Here is an 18,733-nt window from a genome sequence, read left to right as displayed (position 1 = left end):
ACCCGTCCACTGACAAAGGCCCTGAGCTGCGAGAACACGCCGGGTGAACGGTCGTGTGGAGCGGCGGCCGCCCCCGTTCCCCGGCACGTCGGCGTTCCGCAGGCGCGTCACGGAGAATGGTCGGGTGGCGAGTTCGGGTTCCGGGGAGCGGGCGCGGCACTGGCAGTACCCGGAGCTGCCCGGTGTCGACCTCCTGCGGGCCCGCTATGTCCGCAAGACGTTCGTGCGGCACACCCACGAGCATTTCGTGATCGCCGCCATCGCCGACGGCGTGGAGGTCTTCCAGCACAGCGGCTCCGATCAGCACGCGGGAGCCGGAACGCTCGCCCTGGTCAACCCCGACACCCCGCACACCGGACGGGCCGGCGTGCCCGAGGGTTGGCGGTACGGGGCGGTGTACCCGTCCCCCGCTCTGGTGGCCGAGATCGCGGCCGAGACGACGACCCTTCGCGGCGCCCCGGGCTTCGTCAGCCCCGTGCTCGACGATCCGTACGCCGTCGGGCTCGTCCACCAGGTGCTCCGGGCCGCCGAGGAGGGCAACGCGCTGGCCGCCGACACACTGCTGCGGGTTGCCGTCACGCGGCTCCTGCGTCTGAACGGCGGGCCGTTGCCGCAACGGGAGATCCGGACCGCCGGGGCGCGGACAGCGGCACGCGCGCGCGGTGTGCTGGAGGAACGGCTGGCGGACCCGCCCACGCTGGAACAGCTGGCCGCGGACCTGGGAACCAGCCCGTTCGCCCTGCTGCGGGCCTTCAGGGACGTGTACGGACTGCCGCCCCACGCCTGGCTCACCGACGCACGCGTGCGTCGGGCGCGACGGCTGCTGGACGCGGGGACGGCGCCGGCCGAGGCGGCCGTCACGGTGGGATTCACCGACCAGCCCCACCTCAACCGCCATTTCGCGCGCATCGTGGGCGTCCCCCCGGGGGCGTACCAGCGCGAGCGCAAGAACGTACAAGACCCGCCCGGACCCCTTCTCGTACCGTCACGGTCGTGGCAGAACAGACAGCTTTCACGGACATACGGGCCGACGACGGAGGAAAGTCCGACGCCGCCGTCGTACGGGACTCCCTCGGGGTCGGCATCGCCGTAGGCCTCTCCGGATTCGCCTTCGGGGTGACCTCGGCGGGCAGCGGACTCTCGGTGTGGCAGACCTGCGCGCTCAGCCTTCTGGTGTTCACCGGCGCATCCCAGTTCGCGCTCGTCGGGGCGCTGGCGGCGGGCGGCAACCCCCTGACCGCAGCCGCGGGCGCCTTCTTCCTGGGGGTGCGCAACGCGTTCTACGGACTGCGCCTGTCGCAGTTGCTGGCCCTCCCGCGCGCGGTGCGCCCGTTCGCCGCCCACTGGGTGATCGACGAGACGACGGCGGTCTCGCTGGCGCAGCCGGGGCGGCGTCCGGCGCGCCTGGGTTTCGCGGTCACCGGGCTGACCCTGTACGTCCTGTGGAACCTCACGACGCTGCTGGGCGCCCTGGGCGCCGAGGCCGTCGGCGACACCGACGCGTGGGGTCTGGACGCGGCCGGCCCGGCCGTCTTCCTGGCGCTGCTCGCGCCCATGCTGCAGACCGCGGCCGAGCGGACCGTCGCCGCGATCGCGGTGCTCCTCGGGCTCGGACTGCTGCCCGTCCTGCCCGCCGGAGTGCCCGTTCTGACGGCCGCGCTCGCCGTGCCGGTCGTCCTGTACCTCGAGGGCCGGCGCGGAGCCGGCCGCGGCGACGCGAAGGAGGAGCAGCGTTGAACACCTGGATCGCGATCGCCGCGACGGCGCTCGGCTGCTACGCCGTCAAACTCGCCGGACTGCTCGTCCCCGCCGGCGCGCTCGAACGACCGCTGGTCAGGCGCTCCGCCGCGCTCCTTCCCGTGGCGCTGCTGGCTGCCCTCACGGCCCAACAGACCTTCGCGGACGGGCATGCGCTCGTGCTGGACGCCAGGGCCGCGGGGCTGGCCGCGGCCGCCGTCGCCCTCGTGCTGCGGGCCCCTTTCCTGCTCGTCGTCGCGGCAGCCGTGGCGGTGACGGCGGGAGTCCGTGCCCTGGGCGGCTGAGGGAGACGGGGCGGACGGACGGGTCGAGAGAGACACGGGGGACACGGGCGGAAGGAGCCGTGGACGGGGACGCGGGCGGATGCAGCCGGGGACGGGCGCGGGCGTGCCGTGCGGCGGGCGCACGGGAGGACGGGGCGAAGGCGTGGCCCTGGCCTCGTGGACGCCGCCGACCGTGGCCGCCTTCGGTCAGCCGATGGCGCGGCCGTGGGCCCGCAGGGTGCGCAGCGCCTCGATCGTCACCATGGGGCGCGCCTCCAGTGCGGTGCCGGGCGCCCAACGGCGCCAGCGGACGGGCCAGCCGCCGTCCTCCTCCTGCGCGCCGGCGAGGTGGTCCAGGGAGCGCGCCATCTCGTCGTCGGTGAACCACGCGCGCGCGAGGGAGTGCGGCGTCCGGGCGAAGTCGTACGGGAAGTGGTGCTCGCCGGGGGCGTAGCCGGAAGGGACCGGGTAGGCGTCGGCGCGGTCCGGCTCCAGCACGACGAGCCGTTGTTCGCGCACCAGGCGGCCCAGACGGTCGGCGGCCCACTCCGCGCGCGGGCGGTCGGGAACGGCGTCCAGGAAGGCCACCGCGGCCTGGATCTCGTACGGATGCGACCGCTCCAGGGAGTCCACCGCCTGCCAACAGAAGTCCGTGGCCCGGAACAGCCAGGCGTGCCACACGTCGTTGCGGTGCAGCAGACCCACCACCGGCCCGGTGGCCAGCAGGTCGCTGGGCGGGTCGTCCACGATCGGGATGAACGGAGCGGCCGGGTAGCCGCGCTGGCTGGGAAGGATCGCCGGCAGCGCGCCGTCACCGGTGGACACGGACGTCAGGTAGTCGCACGTCCGCTCCGCGCGCCTGCCGCCGAGACGCCCGACGGAGTCCAGCACCCGCAGGGCGTGCGCGGTGTGCAGGGGCTGGCTGACGGGACCGCGCAGGTCGGGTTCCAGCGCGTGGCCGTATCCGCCGTCCTCGTTGCGGTAGGCGTCGAGGGCGGTCTCGACGGGGTCGGCGGCGCCGTGCAGGAAGTCGTGCGCGAAGATGCGCTGCTCCAGCACGCGCGCGGTGAGCCAGACGAAGTGCTCGGCGCGGAAGAGCGGGGAGTGCGCCGGGGGCGTCGGGGGGAGTGGGGATGCTCCGGTTTCGGCCATGCGTCAGACCGTAGGGCGGAAAGCGGTCTCGACAGGCGCTCACGCAAGGGGACGCCCCCGAGGGCGGGATACTGATGTCATGCGGTTGACGGTCTTCTGGCAGCGGATGGACGAGCACTTCGGCAGGGGGTACGCCGAGACCTTCGCGCGCGATCACGTGATGACGGAACTCGGCGGACGCACCGTGCACGAGGCGCTGGCGGAGGGCTGGGCGGCCAAGGACGTATGGCGCGTGGTCTGCGCGGTGATGAACGTTCCTCAGGAGATGCGCTGATACATCGAGAAGATCACCGGCGGCGGTCCGATTGTCGGTGGCGTAGGCGAGACTTGGTCCGTGGCACCCACTGACGAGACCGGGCAGACGCCCCGGAACGCGCCCCCGCACGACACGACGCCGCCCACCGGACCTCCCCCGGCCGACGGCGGCGCCGCGCAGGGCGCGCGCATGCCACGCTGGCTGCCGCGCGCCATGGTGCTCGCGCTCGCCCTCGTCGCGGCGTTCCAACTCGGCACGTGGGCGTTCCACCAGCTCATCGGCCTGCTGCTCAACGTGCTCATCGCGTTCTTCCTGGCCCTCGCAGTGGAGCCCGCGGTCAGCCGGATGGCCGCCCGCGGGATGCGCAGGGGCCTCGCCACCTTCCTGGTCTTCTTCGGCCTGCTGATCGTGGTCGCCGGATTCTTCACGCTGCTCGGCTCGATGCTCGCGGGGCAGATCATCAAGATGATCGAGGGCTTCCCCGAGTACCTGGACTCCGTGATCCACTGGATCAACACCACGTTCCACACCGAACTCAGGCGTGTGGACATCCAGGAGGGCCTGCTCCACTCCGACTGGCTGCGCAAGTACGCACAGAACAGCGCCGCCGGCGTCCTGGACGTCTCCACGCAGGTCCTCGGCGGTCTTTTCCAGCTGCTGACGATCGCCCTGTTCTCGTTCTACTTCGCCGCCGACGGACCGCGGCTGCGCCGGGCCCTGTGTTCCGTCCTGCCGCCGGCCAAGCAGGCCGAGGTGCTGCGCGCCTGGGAGATCGCCGTCGACAAGACCGGCGGCTACCTCTACTCCCGTGGGCTGATGGCGCTGATCTCCGGTGTGGCGCACTATGTGCTGCTGCAGGCCCTCGGCATCCCGTACGCGCCCGTGCTCGCCGTCTGGGTGGGCGTGGTCTCGCAGTTCATCCCCACGATCGGCACCTATCTGGCGGGCGCCCTGCCGATGCTGATCGCCTTCACGGTCTCGCCGCTGTACGCGCTGTGGGTGCTGATCTTCGTCGTGGTGTACCAGCAGTTCGAGAACTACATGCTGCAGCCCAAGCTGACCTCGAAGACCGTCGACATCCACCCCGCCGTCGCCTTCGGCTCCGTCATCGCGGGCACCGCCCTGCTGGGCGCGATAGGCGCGCTGATCTCCATCCCGGCGGTGGCCACGCTCCAGGCGTTCCTGGGCGCGTACGTGAAGCGGTACGCCGTGACGGACGACCCCCGGGTGCACGGCCACCGGGGGCGTGGCGAGGGGCCCGGGCCGCTCGCGCGCGTGCAGCAGCTGTGGACCCGGGCACACAACCGCCGGGGCGGCTCACGGGACGGGTCCGGCTGACGCGGGGGCAGCGGGTTCAGCGGGCAGGCCACGTCAGCAGCTCCAACAGCTCCAGCAGTTTCAGTAGGTGAGGACGGCCCACACCCCGGCCGTGATGACCGCAGCCGCGTAGCAGCCCACCGCCGCCGCGGTGACCCGCCACCGCACCCGCTCGCTCCAGGACGTGCGGGACGCCATCAGCCAGGCCAGCGCGGGAAGCACCAGAACGGCGTGCAGGCTGACCCCGTGCAGCGGCTTGAGCGGGGCCGTGGAGTGATACGCCGCCTCCTGGTGGCCGGTGCGGGTGAGCACGACCCCGCGCGCGATCATCGCTGCCCCCGAGACGAGGGCGACCAGCAGGATCGCGAAGCCGGAACGCACCGCGAGAGCCATCCCGGCCGGGCCTGTCGGCCGGTGCCGGAAGGACGATACGGCGAACACGGTGAGCAGCGCGACCAGCACGCCGCCGCCGACCGCGAGCGTCATGGACACGGCCGTGTCGAAGGGCGTCTCCATGTCCAGGTGCGACGGCACCCTCCGCCAGGCCTGGAGGGTGATCCCCCCGACCTCGACGACGCAGTCGGCGGCGAACACCCCGAGCAGTGCGGTGCGCACCCGTGGGCTCATCCGCAGAAACGACGTCACCGCGACGACGGCCCACAGCGTCACGCCGAAGGAGAGCCCGAAGGTCACCGGCTTGCGCCAGGAGACGGGGCCGTTCCAGGGGCCGCCGTCGACGGCGAACACCACCAGGTGCACGAGACCGGAGGCGACCAGGAGCAGCGCGGTCACCCCGTAGACGGCCCCGGCATCGGCCCCCGCCCCGGCGTTTGCCCAGGTCCTGGCCCTGGCCCTGGCTGCCGCACGGGCTCCGGCCCTGCTCCCGCTCTTGGTCCCGGCCTCTGCCCCGAGTTCGGCCTTGGTCAAGGCCCCGGTCCCGTCGCGGCGCGGTGTGGTCCTCTGCTCGTCCATGCGCCGAGCGTCCCGGTTGTGGGTGTACGCCGTCGTCGTCCTGCCGAAGTCACCCGTTGTACGCCCGGGGGAGTAGCAGGTGGCGCAGCCGGTCGAAGGACGGGCGGGAGAGGACGGACGGCCGGGACCCCGGGGGGACCCCGGGCGCAGCCGGGACGCAGGCGGGGCGGAGTCGGGACGCGGCGGGACGTGCTCGCAACGGGCCGCGCCGACGCCGGGTTCGCGGCTCCGGCGGCCTGTGAACGTAGCCTCGGGAGTGCCGCGTGGTGCGCTTGACACGAAAATCGAACATCCATTCTCATGGAGGCTCCGGCGGCTCTCGCGGCGGGGATTGTGTCCCGTTAAGAGCCGATAAGCGCCTGAGTTATCCACAGGCCGGACCGGCGTCGAGGCGCATTGTCAGTGGCAGGCGTTAGCGTCTTTGACGTGAAGCGATCGACTCAAGCAAACCGGGTGGAACCCATGGCAGGAACCGACCGCGAGAAGGCGTTGGACGCCGCACTCGCACAGATTGAACGGCAGTTCGGCAAGGGCGCGGTGATGCGCCTGGGCGAGCGGCCGAACGAGCCCATCGAGGTCATCCCCACCGGGTCGACCGCACTCGACGTCGCCCTCGGTGTCGGCGGGCTGCCGCGTGGCCGCGTGGTGGAGGTGTACGGGCCGGAGTCCTCCGGTAAGACGACGCTGACGCTGCACGCGGTGGCGAACGCGCAGAAGGCCGGCGGCCAGGTCGCGTTCGTGGACGCGGAGCACGCCCTCGACCCCGAGTACGCGAAGAAGCTCGGCGTCGACATCGACAACCTGATCCTCTCGCAGCCGGACAACGGCGAGCAGGCTCTGGAGATCGTGGACATGCTGGTCCGCTCCGGCGCCCTCGACCTGATCGTCATCGACTCCGTCGCCGCGCTCGTCCCGCGCGCGGAGATCGAGGGCGAGATGGGCGACAGCCACGTGGGTCTGCAGGCCCGTCTGATGAGCCAGGCGCTGCGGAAGATCACCAGCGCGCTCAACCAGTCCAAGACCACCGCGATCTTCATCAACCAGCTCCGCGAGAAGATCGGCGTCATGTTCGGCTCCCCCGAGACCACGACCGGTGGCCGGGCGCTGAAGTTCTACGCCTCGGTGCGACTCGACATCCGTCGTATCGAGACGCTGAAGGACGGCACGGACGCGGTGGGCAACCGCACCCGTGTCAAGGTCGTCAAGAACAAGGTCGCCCCGCCCTTCAAGCAGGCCGAGTTCGACATCCTCTACGGGCAGGGCATCAGCCGCGAGGGCGGCCTGATCGACATGGGCGTGGAGCACGGCTTCGTCCGCAAGGCGGGCGCCTGGTACACGTACGAGGGCGACCAGCTCGGCCAGGGCAAGGAGAACGCGCGCAACTTCCTGAAGGACAACCCCGATCTGGCCAACGAGATCGAGAGGAAGATCAAGGAGAAGCTGGGCGTCGGCGTGCGTCCGGACGAGTCCGCCACCGAGGCGGGCACGGACACGGCGGCGGTCGCGGGTGCGTCCGCGGACGACGCCAAGGCGGTCCCGGCTCCCGCAGCCAAGGCCGCCAAGCCCAAGGCCGCGGCTGCCAAGAGCTGATCCGTGACACGACGAACGGACTGGGCCGAGTACGTCCACCCCGACGCCCCCCGGGGGACGGGCAACGGGGTCGACGGCGGCCTGTCCCAGGACGGCGACGACCGGCCGGGCGCCGGCCGGGCCGGGGGCGGTGACGAGCGCAGTCCACGTGGCGGGCGTGGGCGCCGCCGCCGCGGCTCCGGGAAGCCGTCCACCGAGGACGGAGGTGCTTCTTCCTCGTCGAGGGCCGAGAAGGGGCAGCCTTCGGGAGACCCGGCTGAGCGGGCACGGGCGATCTGCCTGCGCCTGCTCACCGGGACCCCGCGCACGCGGAAACAGCTCGCCGACGCCCTGCACAAGCGGGAGATCCCCGACGAGGTGGCGGAGGAGGTGCTTTCGCGGTTCGAGGAGGTCGGGCTGATCAACGACGGCGCCTTCGCGGACGCCTGGGTGGAATCCCGGCACCACGGCAGAGGACTGGCCCGGCGCGCGCTCGCCCAGGAGCTGCGGACCAAGGGCGTCGACGCGGAGCTGATCGAAGAGGCCGTCAGCCGGCTCGACTCCGAACAGGAGGAGGAGACGGCGCGCGAACTCGTCTCCCGCAAGCTGCGTGCTACCCGCGGCCTCGACCGCGACAGACGGCTGCGCCGCCTCGCCGGCATGCTCGCGCGCAAGGGCTACCCCGAGGGCCTGGCCCTGCGGGTGGTGCGGCAGGCGCTGGAGGAAGAGGGCGAGGACACGGAGTCCCTGGGGAACGAGGAGTTCTGAGCGCGGCCGCCACCTGCGTACACCCGGTGGCAGCAGCGACGACGGCCGAGGGGTGACAGCAGTCCTTGCCCTTCGTCCGCCCGTGCCCTGACGTGTGCGGCGACGCCGGCCCTCGCGGAGCGCAGGGGCACCTGTGTCCCCGGAGGGCCGAGCACCTTCACATCCCGTTTCGTCGCACACCCCTCGCGTCCGCACGCCCCGCACACCGCTCGGGAGCGTCCCCTCGGCCCGCTCCGGTGCGGGCTACGACGTGACGGGGAGGCCCGCCGCTTTCCAGGCCTGGAAGCCGCCGACGAGATCGGTCGCCCGGTGCAGTCCCAGCTGGTGCAGGGACGCGGCGGCCAGACTCGACGCGTACCCCTCGTTGCAGATGACGATCGCCCGTACGTCATGGCTCGTGGCTTCGGGGAGTCGATGACTGCCCCGAGGGTCGAGACGCCACTCCAGTTCGTTGCGCTCGACGACCAGTGCGCCGGGGATCAGCCCGTCCCGCTCCCGCAGCGCCGCGTACCGGATGTCGACGAGCAGCGCCTGGCCCGCGCGGGCGGCCTCGAACGCCTCCCGGGCCTCCACGCGCGCGTATCGGGCACGGACGCGCTCGAGCAACTCGTCGATGCCGGTCGGCTGTTCGTCGTCCCGCCGTCGCTGCGGGATGTTCGCGTCGCTCACTGCCAGTCCTCCGGACGCTCGACCTGCTCCAGCCGCAGCACCTGGCCGGTACGGCTGTAGCGGCGGATGCGGGGCAGCGGCGGGTAGTAGGCGTGGACGGAGACGGCGTGTTCCTCGGCGGACTCGTTGAGGACCTCATGGACGTGGTGGCGGCCGAAGGACCGGCCCCGGCCGGCCGGCAGGGCGCGCGACCGGTCCACGTCGTCGGTCAGTTCCAGGGTCCGCCAGCCGTCGGTGGGCAGCCGAGCGGCGAGCGAGTACTCCTTGAGTGTGCCCCGAGCCGTCAGGAACGCGCCCACCGAGTCCGCGTGGTCGTGCCAGCCGGTGCCGGTGCCGGGCGGCCAGCCGATCAGCCAGGCCTCGCTGCCGCCCGGTCCCTCCAGACGCGCCCAGGTGCGGCCCTCCGGATCGAGGGGGAGCGAGGCGATCAGCGCGGAGTCCGCGGCGGTGCGCCGGACGAAGTCGAGGAGCTCCGCCTGCGTCGGCGCGGCGACGGAAGCCGGCGACGAGGGGGCGACGGAGGCGGAGGGAGTGGGGGCCGAAGGAGGGAGGGGTGAAGAGACAGACACGGAAACCGTCCTGGGAACGTTCGCGGGGAGCGCGGGCCGCACACGTGCGGGGGCGCATCGGCGGCGCGCGCCGTGGGGAAGGGGTGCGAGTTCAGCAGGACGGACGACACACGCAGCCCGCATAGCGGACGAGGTCCATATGGACCCTCCGCCACAGGCGCACATCGGTGTCGGTCACGATCCGGAGTACAGCATGCCGGTGCAGCGCGGTCAACTCACCGTCACCCTGTGGACCGCACGGTGACGACAGTGCGGGCGGGGCCGTCACGCCGCCCGGCCTGCCGCAGGGGCACGGGGGTCTGGCGCGCGCCTCGCACCAGCCCGAGCAGTGATGTGCTGCTCCGCGCCACGACCGCCGTCGTCCCGGCCCCGACTCTCCACCAGGGTCCACAGCCGCACGACGCCGCGCCGCCCGGTCCCCTCCGTCACTCGCCCGAGCTCGCCCGCGTGGCCGAGGTCACGCCGCGAAGCTCCGGCTCTCACGCCGCTGGGCCACGGCATGGCGCGAACCGCCGCCGCCGCGTAGCCGCTGTCGTGCCTCTGTCGCGGCGCGGCCGCGCCGCGACAGAGGCACGACGGGGGCGAGTCCGCCGTCATCCTTTCCACGCGCGGAAGCCCGGTGTCACTTCGCCGCGGAGCCTGCCGTCGCTCCCGCCGCTGAGGGTTCCTCGGCGGTCTGCGGCGGACCGCCCACGGCTGCCTCCGCCGCGGCGTACAGGTCGGCCGCGCGCACCCCGTTGAGCGCGGTGACGAGATGCCCGTCCGGACGGATCAGCAGGACCGTATGGGCGGCCGCGCCCGGATAGCTCTCGGCCACCAGCAGTTCGGCGGGGCACGGCAGGGCCGTCACCGCTGCGGCCAGCCGGGGCATGATGCCGGCGCCGACCCAGTGCCGGCGCTCCCACACACCGGTGCCCGGTGCGATCAGCAGCACGAGCAGAGCGCCCCGGCCGAGCCGGTCCCGGAGCCGGACGAACGAGCCGTCCTCCGCGGTCACCCGGACGTCCTCGACGGGCGCCCCCGGGGGTGTGTCCACCGGTGTCTCCGCCTCCAGGTGCCGGGGCGCGAGCGGGGAGCCGGCGTACGATCCCGGCGCGCCCAGCGGGCCGCGTCCCAGGTGGCCGTCGGTGAGCAGCACGTCGTGGCCGCGGGCCGCGCCGGGGACGTACGCCCTGATGCCCCCGCCGCCGCGCAGCAGGGGGAGCGCCTGGTCGGCGGCCCGCAGCCGGGCGGCGACGACCGCGCGGCGCTCGGCCTGGTAACTGTCGAGCAGCGCCTCGTGCGTCCCGTGGTGCCAGGCCAGGGCCAGCTTCCAGGCGAGGTTGTCGGCGTCCCGAAGCCCCTCGTCCAGGCCTTGGGTGCCGAGCGTGCCCAGCAGGTGGGCGGCGTCCCCCGCGAGGAAGACCCGGCCCACGCGCCAGCGGCGGGCCAGCCGGTGGTGCACGGTGTGCACGCCGGTGTCGAGCAGCTCGTAGGGAGGCGTCGAGCCGCCGCTCCAGCCCGCCAGGGTCTCGCGGACACGCGCCACGAGGACCTCGGGCGTGACCAGGTCCTTGCCGGGCGGCAACAGCCAGTCGAGCCGCCAGACGCCGTCCGGCAGCGGGCGGCCCGTGACCTCCGCGGCCGGGGGACCGGAGGCTCGCCACGGCGGGGTTCGATGAAGCAACGCCTCGCCGTCCCAGGGAAGTTCCGCACGCAGTGCGGCCACGGCGTGTCGCTCCACCGCCGTACGGCCCGGGAAGCGGATGTCGAGGAGTTTGCGGACCGTGGAGCGGGGGCCGTCGCAGCCGATCAGATAGCTGCCGCGCCACCAGGTGCCCTGCGGGCCGCGAGTGTGGGCGGTGACCCCGGTGGACTCCTGTTCGATGGTGTCCAGGCGGCTGTCCACCGCGATCTTCGCCAGCCGCTCGCCGGCGAGGGCCGCGCGCAGCGCCCCGGTCAGCACATGCTGGGCGATGTGCAGCGGCGCGGGCTCGGCGTCGTCGTCGAACGCGATCTCCTGCGTCACCTGCTTGCGCCGCATCGACCGCCATCCGGACCAGTGCACCCCGGCGTCGGCGAGGGACACTCCGGTCAGCCGCTCCAGGAGGGCGGCGGTGTCCTCGCGCAGCACCACGGTGCGCGCGAGCCGGTGCTCGTCCTTGCCGGGGCCCTCGTCGAGGACCACGGACGGCACCTGCTGGCGCGCCAGCGCCAGGGCGAGCGTGAGCCCCACCGGCCCCGCTCCGACGATGATCACCGGGTCCACGGCGCGGCGCTCCCTGCCTTCGACGGTGTCCTCGCGGGCTTGAGTGAACAACAGGTTGGAGCAGGGTGCACGATCACAGAACGTATGCAACCCATTGTCGTTGTTTGCGTCAAGCGACGAAAGGCAGTGGCGCGCACGCCACTGCCTTTCGAGCCGTTCACGTTATTTGATTGTTCGTCAGGTGTAGGTCCTGCTGCCGGGGAGGCCGCCGCCTTCGCCCCCGGTCCCGAAGGTGCCGCCCACCGCCGCCGGATTGAGTTCCTCCATGTCCTCCGCGCCGAGCACCGCGCCCGTGCTGCGCTTGCTGCGCCGCAGGTAACGCTCCAGCCAGCTCGCGAAGCTGGTCAGGATGAAGTTCAGCACGATGAACATGATGGCGACGACGATGAAGCTCGGGATCACGTTGGCGTAGTTGGCCGCGAGCGTGCCACGCGAGTTGAGCAGTTCGGGGAAGCTGAGCATCACGCCGCCCAGCGCGGTGTCCTTCACGATGACCACGAGCTGGCTGACGATGGCCGGCAGCATCGCGGTGACCGCCTGCGGAAGCAGGATGCTGCTCATCGTCTGGCCCTTGCGCAGGCCGATGGCGTACGCGGCCTCGGTCTGCCCCCTGGGCAGGGAGAGGATGCCGGCTCGGACGACCTCGGCCAGGACGGCGGCGTTGTAGAGCACCAGACCGGTGACGACGGCGTAGAGGGGGCGGTCCTCGCTGCTGACGTCCGTGTAGCGGGAGTAGAACTCGTTGGCGAACAGCATCAGCAGCAGTACCGGGATCGCCCGGAAGAACTCCACCACGGTGCCGGCCACGCCGCGTACCCAGCGGTGGTCGGAAAGGCGGGCGATGCCGAAGACCGCGCCCAGCGGAAGGGCGATGACCATGGCGAGCGCCGCGGCCTTCAGCGTGTTGGCGAGGCCGGGAAGGAGGTACGTGGTCCAGGCCTCCGACGTGGTGAAGGGCTTCCACAACGCGGAGTCGAGCTGGCCCTTGTCGTCCATCTTCTGCCACATCCACCACAGGAGGAGGGCGAGCAGGACGGCGAACACCACCGAGAAGAGGATGTTGCGCCGCTTGGCGCGGGGGCCGGGAGTGTCGTACAGGACCGAACTCATCGCTTCACCGCCAGTCGCTTGCTGAGCCAGCCCAGGATGAGGCCGGTCGGCAGGGTCAGAACCACGAACCCGAACGCGAAGACCGCGCCGATGAGCAGCACCTGCGCCTCGTTCTCGATCATCGTCTTCATCAGGAGGGCGGCCTCGGCGACGCCGATGGCGGCCGCCACCGTGGTGTTCTTGGTCAGTGCGATCAGGACGTTGGCCAGCGGTCCGATGACCGACCGGAAGGCCTGCGGAAGGACGACGAGCGTCAGGGTCTGACTGAAGCTCAGCCCGATGGCCCGAGCCGCCTCCGCCTGACCGACCGGCACGGTGTTGATGCCGGAGCGGATCGACTCGCAGACGAACGCCGCGGTGTAGCCGGCCAGGCTGAGTACGGCCAGCCGGAAGCCCTGGATGTCGAAGTCGTCGCTTCCCATGGTCATGCCGAAGATGTCGGCGAGCCCGAGCGAGCTGAAAAGGACGATGACCGTCAGGGGGATGTTCCGGACGATGTTGACGTAGACGGTGCCGAACCCGCGCATCAGCGGAACCGGGCTCACCCGCATCGCGGCCAGCAGGGTGCCCCAGACCAGAGCGCCCACGGCGGAGACGGCGGTGAGCTTCACCGTCATCCAGAACGCCCCTAGGACGTCGTAACCATCAAGAAAGTCGAACACGATCTCCCGCGCTTCCGGCTGGGTGGCGTATGGGAAGGGCGCGGTGTGCCGCCGCCGGGATCGCGACGGGCGGCGGCACACCGCGGGAACCCCGCTGTGGCTGAGGTGTGGTTACGAGGCGTTCGGGACGATGACGCCGATCTTCGGGGCCTGCTCGTTCTTGTACTCCGCCGGGCCGAAGTTGTCCTTGACGGCCTTCTCCCACGCGCCGTCGCTGACCATCTGCTCCAGCGCCTTGTTGATCTTGTCAACGGTCGCGGTGTCGCCCTTCTTGACGCCGATGCCGTAGTTCTCGTTGCTGAGCTTCAGGCCCGCGAGCTTGAACTTGCCCTTGTACTGGTCCTGGGACGCGAAGCCCGCGAGGATCGAGTCGTCGGTGGTGACCGCGTCCACGGCGCCGCTCTGCAGGCCGGCGATGCACTCGGAGTAGGAACTGACCTGCTTGAGCTTCGCGTCCGGGGCGATCGTCTTCTTGACGTTCTGCGCCGAGGTCGACCCGGTCACGGAACACAGCTTCTTGCCGTTGAGGTCCGTGCCCTTGGAGATGTCCGAGTCCGACTTGATCAGCAGGTCCTGGTGGGCCAGCAGGTACGGGCCCGCGAAGTCGACCTTCTTCTTGCGCTCGTCGTTGATCGAGTAGGTGGCCGCGATGAACTTCACGTCACCGCGCGCGAGGGCGTTCTCGCGGTCGGCGCTCTTGGTCTCGACGAACTCGATCTGGTCCGGCTGGTAGCCGAGCTGCTTGGCGACGTACGTGGCGACGTCCACGTCGAAGCCGGCGAAGGACCCGTCGGGCTTCTTCAGGCCGAGGCCGGGCTGGTCGTACTTGATGCCGACCTTGATCTTGCCGCCGCCACCGCTGCCCGCACTGGCGCTGCTGCTCGTGTCGTCGTCCTTGCTGTCGCCGCCGCACGCGGTGGCGGTCAGGGCGAGGACGAGGGCTGCGGCCGAGGCGGCGGTGACCTTGCGAAGCTTCATGGTGACTTCCTTTTGAGAAGAGTGGTGAAGTTACTGCGGGCGGTGCGGGCGGTGCGGGGTCCGTCGGTGTGGCGGGTCAGTGGTGCAGGATCTTCGACAGGAAGTCCTTGGCCCGGTCGCTGCGCGGATTGCTGAAGAACTGGTCGGGCGCAGCCTCTTCGACGATGCGTCCGTCCGCCATGAACACCACGCGGTTTGCAGCCGATCGTGCGAAACCCATCTCATGGGTGACGACGATCATGGTCATGCCGTCCCGGGCCAGCTGCTGCATGACTTCGAGGACCTCGTTGATCATCTCGGGGTCGAGGGCCGACGTCGGCTCGTCGAAGAGCATGACCTTCGGGTCCATCGCCAGAGCCCGCGCGATGGCGACGCGCTGCTGCTGGCCGCCCGAGAGCTGCGCGGGGTACTTGTCGGCCTGGGTGCCCACGCCGACCCGGTCGAGCAGGGCGCGGGCCTTCTCCACGGCCTGCGCCTTGTCGGCCTTGCGGACCTTGATCTGGCCCAGCATCACGTTCTCGAGCACCGTCTTGTGCGCGAACAGGTTGAACGACTGGAACACCATGCCGACGTCGGCGCGCAGCCGGGCCAGCGCCTTGCCCTCCTGGGGCAGCGGCTTCCCGTCGATCGTGATCTCGCCGTCGTCGATCGTCTCCAGGCGGTTGATCGTGCGGCACAGCGTCGACTTGCCCGACCCGGAGGGGCCGATGACCACGACGACCTCCCCGCGGGTGATCGTCAGGTCGATGTCCTGGAGAACGTGCAACGCGCCGAAGTGCTTGTTGACGCTCTTCAGGACGACCAGGTCACCGCTCGCGACCGCGTCCTCCTTGGTCACCGATACTTCGGTCATCGCTTCGGGGCTCCGTCCTCCTCGGTTGCGGAGGACAGTAGTGACCCGCCCCGACCAGCGTCATTACATCTGAGGGGAATCTGAGCATCACGATCCGATAGCAATCGGACACATGTCGTAGCACTTGCGACCTGCGCGCGTATCGGCCGAGTAACGGTAGTCGCGCGCAACCGGAACTCGCTTGACTGCGTCCTCGTCCATCGGCGTGACTGCCATGATGCACGCACGCGTGTGCCGCCGTTTTCCGGAGCCGGAGAACCGAACACCCGTCGTAGTGAGTCAGACCGTATGCCCGATGACCGGAGGAGGCCGGGATGAGACTGCTTCTCGTCGAGGACGACAACCATGTCGCCGCCGCCCTGTCCGCGGTCCTCAAGCGGCACGGTTTCGACGTCACCCACGCGCGCAGCGGCGAGGAGGCGCTGCAGGCGCTCGTCCCGGAGGGGCCCGGCTTCGGCGTCGTCCTGCTCGACCTGGGGCTTCCGGACCAGGACGGCTACGAGGTGTGCGGCAAGATCCGCAAGCGCACCGCCACACCGGTGATCATGGTCACCGCCCGCTCCGACGTGCGCTCTCGCATCCACGGCCTCAACCTGGGCGCCGACGACTACGTGGTGAAGCCGTACGACACCGGGGAACTGCTCGCCCGTATCCACGCCGTGAGCCGCCGCACCGTCCCCGAGGACACGGCCGCCGAGGGGGAGAGCGCGTTGCGCCTGGGCCCCGTGCAGATCGAGCTGCCCACCCGGCGCGTCACGGTGGACGGCACGGTCGTCCAGCTGACCCGCAAGGAGTTCGACCTGCTCGCGCTGCTCGCGCAGCGACCCGGCGTGGTCTTCCGGCGGGAGCAGATCATCAGCGAGGTGTGGCGCACCAGCTGGGAGGGCACCGGGCGCACCCTCGAGGTGCACGTGGCCTCGCTGCGCGCCAAGCTGCGCATGCCCGCGCTGATCGAGACGGTGCGCGGGGTCGGCTACCGGCTCGTCGCCCCGGCCGCTTAGCGGGGAACGCTGTTGCGTACGCGTCTGCTGCCGCTCCTCATCGTCCTGATGGCGGCCGTGCTGCTGGCCCTCGGGGTGCCGCTGGCCATCAGCGTGGCGGGCGCCGAGCAGCAGCGGGTGGTCGTCGACCGCATCGACGACACCGCGCGCTTCGCGGCGCTCGCCCAGTTCGTCACCGTCTCCTCGGGCGCGGACGACCCGACGTCGGCGTCCACGAACGAGCGACGCGAGACGCTCAGCCGGGAACTCGCCAGCTACTACGACGTCTACGGCATTCGCGCCGGAGTCTTCTACAGCACCGACACCCCCATGGCTCATGCCCCGCGCGACTGGTACCTCCCCGCATCGGGCGAGGTGCGGGACGCGTTCGAGGAGGCCTCGCTCAGCCGTCGCAGCCACGATCCCCGGCAGGTGTGGCCGTGGCAGCGCAACCGGCTCGTCGTCGCGTCGCCGGTCATCCGGGACGGCGACGTCGTCGCGGTCGTCGTCACCGACTCGCCCACCGGGCCGATGCGGTCGCGGATCCTGCACGGCTGGCTGGTGATCGGAGCCGGAGAGGCCGCAGCGATGCTGCTGGCGATCGGCGCCGCCCTGCGGCTGACCGGCTGGGTGCTGCGGCCGGTGCGCGTCCTGGACGCCACCACGCACGAGATCGCGAGCGGCCGTCTGAAGTCGCGGGTCGCGGTGGCCGGCGGGCCGCCGGAACTCAGGAGGCTGGCCGGCGCGTTCAACGAGATGGCGGACAACGTCGAGGACGTGCTGGAGCAGCAGCGTGCCTTCGTCGCCGACGCCTCACACCAGTTGCGCAACCCGCTGGCCGCCCTGCTGCTGCGCATCGAACTGCTGGGCTACGAGCTCCCGGAGGGCAACGAGGAGATCGCCTCCGTCCAACACGAGGGCAGACGTCTCGCGCAGGTCCTGGACGACCTGCTGGACCTGGCCCTCGCCGAGCACGCCGAGGCCGACCTGCGGGTCACCGACATCGGCGCGCTGGCCGCCGAGCGGGTCGCCGCCTGGGCGCCCACCGCCACGGCCAAGGGCGTCCGGCTGGTGGGCGACTGCCCGCCCACCACGGCCTGGGCCGACCCGGTGACGCTGTCCAGCGCACTCGACGCGGTGATCGACAACGCGGTGAAGTTCACCCCCGAGGGGGAGAGCGTCGAGGTCACGGTCACCGCCGACGGCGAGACCTCCTCGGTCGTCGTCACCGACAACGGGCCGGGGCTGACCGACGAGGAACTCACGCGTGTGGGCGACCGTTTCTGGCGCAGCGGCCGCCACCAGAACGTCAAGGGCTCGGGACTCGGCCTGTCCATCTCCCGCGCCCTGCTCGCCGCGGGCGGCGGCTCCCTGTCGTACGCCCACCACGAGCCGAGCGGACTGACGGCGACAGTGTCGGTACCCCGGTCGCCGACGTCGTAGCGGCGCGCCCCTACGGCTTGACGGAGCGGTAGTAGCGCCGGGCGCCCGTGTGCAGTGTGAGCGGGTCGGTGTAGATGGCCGTGCGCAGGTCGACCAGTTGGGCGGAGTGCACGTGCGCGCCGATGAGGTCACGGCTCCTGATGACGGTACGGGTGACCCACTCGGTGAGCCGGGGGTCGACGTCGGTGCGGGTGATCAGCAGGTTGGACACGGCGATCGTCGCCACGGTGGAGCCGTTCTGGATGGTGGGGTAGGCCGACTCGGGCATGTTCGTCGCCCGGTAGTAGCCCGTGGAGTCGTCCTGGTCGTGCATCTTGGCGACGAGCTCGGGGCTGATCGGCACGAACCGGAAGGTGAACCCGTCGGCCAGCTTCTCCAGTCCGGCCGTCGGCACCCCTCCCGACCAGAAGAACGCGTCGATCTTCCCCTGCTTGAGCTGCTCGGGGCCGGTGTCGATGCCCCGCTCCACCGCCTTGATGTCCTTGGCCGGGTCCAGGCCCGCCGCCTTGAGGACCCGCTCGGCGATCAGCCGTACGCCGGACCGGGGCAGACCCGTCGCCACCGTCCTGCCCCGCAGGTCCGCGATCGACCGGATGTCCGAGTCACGTGCCACCACGAGCTGGACGTAGTCGTCGTACAGCCGGGCCACCCCGCGCAGCCGGGCGGCGGGGCCGGGATGCTGCGTCTCGTACGTCTGTACGGCGTCGGCCGCGGCGATGGCGAAGTCGGCCTCGCCCGCCGCCACGCGCGCGACGTTCTCCGGCGACCCGTTGCTGGTGGACAGGTTCACGTCCAGGTCGGGCATGTCCTTGGCGAGCGCGGTGCGCAGCTGGGTGCCGTACGCGTAGTAGACGCCGCTCGTCGTGCCCGTGTTGAGGGTGATCGAACCGCTCGGCGGCTCCTCGCCCAGTGGCAGCAGCCACCACAGCAGCAGCCCGAGGACGACGACGCCGGCGGCCGTGCCCTGCAAGGCGCGGCGCCTGCCGATGCGGGAGAACGACGGGGACATGAGCGCGATCCTGCCAGCCGGAACGCGGTGCTGGCCAGGCCGGGGCTCACCGGGCAGGCGACGGGCGGGGTGATGCGCGGCAGCGACCCACGGAACCGGCGCGCAGGGTGATGGAAGGAAGTGACGGACGGGGTGACGGGCGGAAGTGACGCACGAG

Annotated in this window: 20 protein-coding genes; 9 read left to right on the top strand and 11 right to left on the bottom strand. The window is 71.4% G+C overall.

Translation table 11 applies throughout. The features are described 5' to 3' along the window. Positions 1-124: 124 nt before the first annotated feature. The 3 genes from OHS82_RS12920 to OHS82_RS12910 are packed head-to-tail and all read left to right on the top strand — an operon-like array spanning position 125 to position 2,042. Entirely contained in the window at positions 125-1,093 is a 969-nt protein-coding gene (locus tag OHS82_RS12920; RefSeq protein ID WP_057575304.1) for an AraC family transcriptional regulator, read from the top strand. After that, the gene (locus OHS82_RS12915) at positions 994-1,737 is read left to right on the top strand and encodes an AzlC family ABC transporter permease (protein ID WP_063894208.1); all 744 of its coding nucleotides are present in this window, start codon (positions 994-996) and stop codon (positions 1,735-1,737) included. Before OHS82_RS12920 ends, OHS82_RS12915 begins: the two co-directional genes overlap by 100 nt. After that, entirely contained in the window at positions 1,734-2,042 is a 309-nt protein-coding gene (locus tag OHS82_RS12910; protein WP_057575308.1) for an AzlD domain-containing protein, read from the top strand. The genes OHS82_RS12915 and OHS82_RS12910 overlap by 4 nt, the downstream gene beginning before the upstream one ends. Positions 2,043-2,228: 186 nt before the next feature. Here OHS82_RS12910 and OHS82_RS12905 read toward each other — a convergent pair whose 3' ends face one another. Continuing rightward, entirely contained in the window at positions 2,229-3,173 is a 945-nt protein-coding gene (locus OHS82_RS12905) for a hypothetical protein (RefSeq protein WP_057575311.1), read from the bottom strand. A gap of 79 nt (positions 3,174-3,252) precedes the next feature. Here OHS82_RS12905 and OHS82_RS12900 point away from each other — a divergent pair, with 79 nt between their 5' ends. After that, on the top strand, positions 3,253-3,447 hold the full coding sequence (locus tag OHS82_RS12900; RefSeq protein WP_057575312.1) for a DUF3046 domain-containing protein: 195 nt from the start codon (positions 3,253-3,255) through the stop codon (positions 3,445-3,447). A gap of 60 nt (positions 3,448-3,507) precedes the next feature. After that, positions 3,508-4,767 (top strand): AI-2E family transporter, encoded by a 1,260-nt coding sequence (locus tag OHS82_RS12895; protein WP_079041006.1) that lies wholly within the window; start codon positions 3,508-3,510, stop codon positions 4,765-4,767. A gap of 60 nt (positions 4,768-4,827) precedes the next feature. Here OHS82_RS12895 and OHS82_RS12890 read toward each other — a convergent pair whose 3' ends face one another. After that, on the bottom strand, positions 4,828-5,718 hold the full coding sequence (locus tag OHS82_RS12890) for a hypothetical protein (protein WP_242433001.1): 891 nt from the start codon (positions 5,716-5,718) through the stop codon (positions 4,828-4,830). A 462-nt stretch (positions 5,719-6,180) separates the two neighbouring features. Between OHS82_RS12890 and recA the strand changes: the two genes are divergently transcribed. Then, a complete protein-coding gene (recA, locus tag OHS82_RS12885) occupies positions 6,181-7,308 on the top strand; it encodes a recombinase RecA (protein WP_057575315.1) in 1,128 nt (375 codons plus the stop codon). A 3-nt stretch (positions 7,309-7,311) separates the two neighbouring features. Next, positions 7,312-8,055 carry a recombination regulator RecX gene (recX, locus tag OHS82_RS12880; protein ID WP_057575317.1) on the top strand — a complete coding sequence of 248 codons (744 nt, stop codon included), beginning with the start codon at positions 7,312-7,314 and terminating at the stop codon, positions 8,053-8,055. Positions 8,056-8,298: 243 nt separating this feature from the next. On the opposite strand, the gene OHS82_RS12875 is transcribed toward recX, so the two are convergent. The 8 genes from OHS82_RS12875 to OHS82_RS12840 form a co-directional block, all read right to left on the bottom strand. Then, positions 8,299-8,724, bottom strand: coding sequence for a rhodanese-like domain-containing protein (locus tag OHS82_RS12875; RefSeq protein WP_328433891.1), 426 nt, complete (start codon positions 8,722-8,724; stop codon positions 8,299-8,301). Beyond that, a complete protein-coding gene (locus OHS82_RS12870) occupies positions 8,721-9,293 on the bottom strand; it encodes a cysteine dioxygenase (protein WP_057575319.1) in 573 nt (190 codons plus the stop codon). The genes OHS82_RS12875 and OHS82_RS12870 overlap by 4 nt, the downstream gene beginning before the upstream one ends. Positions 9,294-9,384: 91 nt before the next feature. Further along, complete coding sequence (locus tag OHS82_RS12865; RefSeq protein ID WP_309544753.1) at positions 9,385-9,456, bottom strand: putative leader peptide; 72 nt, start codon at positions 9,454-9,456, stop codon at positions 9,385-9,387. Between the two features lie 459 nt (positions 9,457-9,915). Beyond that, positions 9,916-11,541, bottom strand: coding sequence for an FAD-dependent monooxygenase (locus OHS82_RS12860; protein WP_057575321.1), 1,626 nt, complete (start codon positions 11,539-11,541; stop codon positions 9,916-9,918). A 177-nt stretch (positions 11,542-11,718) separates the two neighbouring features. Further along, positions 11,719-12,651: an amino acid ABC transporter permease gene (locus OHS82_RS12855; protein WP_057575323.1), complete on the bottom strand. Its 933-nt coding sequence runs from the start codon at positions 12,649-12,651 to the stop codon at positions 11,719-11,721. Further along, a complete protein-coding gene (locus tag OHS82_RS12850) occupies positions 12,648-13,313 on the bottom strand; it encodes an amino acid ABC transporter permease (protein ID WP_057575325.1) in 666 nt (221 codons plus the stop codon). Before OHS82_RS12850 ends, OHS82_RS12855 begins: the two co-directional genes overlap by 4 nt. A gap of 111 nt (positions 13,314-13,424) precedes the next feature. Beyond that, positions 13,425-14,291 carry a glutamate ABC transporter substrate-binding protein gene (locus tag OHS82_RS12845; protein WP_057575327.1) on the bottom strand — a complete coding sequence of 289 codons (867 nt, stop codon included), beginning with the start codon at positions 14,289-14,291 and terminating at the stop codon, positions 13,425-13,427. A 76-nt stretch (positions 14,292-14,367) separates the two neighbouring features. Beyond that, entirely contained in the window at positions 14,368-15,144 is a 777-nt protein-coding gene (locus tag OHS82_RS12840; protein ID WP_057575329.1) for an amino acid ABC transporter ATP-binding protein, read from the bottom strand. 314 nt (positions 15,145-15,458) lie between these two features. Here OHS82_RS12840 and OHS82_RS12835 point away from each other — a divergent pair, with 314 nt between their 5' ends. Both OHS82_RS12835 and OHS82_RS12830 read left to right on the top strand, forming a co-directional pair. Next, positions 15,459-16,145, top strand: a complete 687-nt coding sequence (locus OHS82_RS12835) for a response regulator transcription factor (protein ID WP_057575331.1) — start codon at positions 15,459-15,461, stop codon at positions 16,143-16,145. A 12-nt stretch (positions 16,146-16,157) separates the two neighbouring features. Then, on the top strand, positions 16,158-17,567 hold the full coding sequence (locus OHS82_RS12830) for a sensor histidine kinase (RefSeq protein ID WP_057575334.1): 1,410 nt from the start codon (positions 16,158-16,160) through the stop codon (positions 17,565-17,567). A gap of 10 nt (positions 17,568-17,577) precedes the next feature. Here the strand turns inward: OHS82_RS12830 and OHS82_RS12825 are convergent, their stop codons facing one another. Further along, positions 17,578-18,576 carry a TAXI family TRAP transporter solute-binding subunit gene (locus OHS82_RS12825; protein ID WP_057575336.1) on the bottom strand — a complete coding sequence of 333 codons (999 nt, stop codon included), beginning with the start codon at positions 18,574-18,576 and terminating at the stop codon, positions 17,578-17,580. Positions 18,577-18,733: the final 157 nt, after the last annotated feature.

The sequence above is a fragment of the Streptomyces sp. NBC_00425 genome (genome assembly GCF_036030735.1).
Classification (GTDB): domain Bacteria; phylum Actinomycetota; class Actinomycetes; order Streptomycetales; family Streptomycetaceae; genus Streptomyces.
This window is presented reverse-complemented; position numbering and strand designations above follow the sequence as displayed.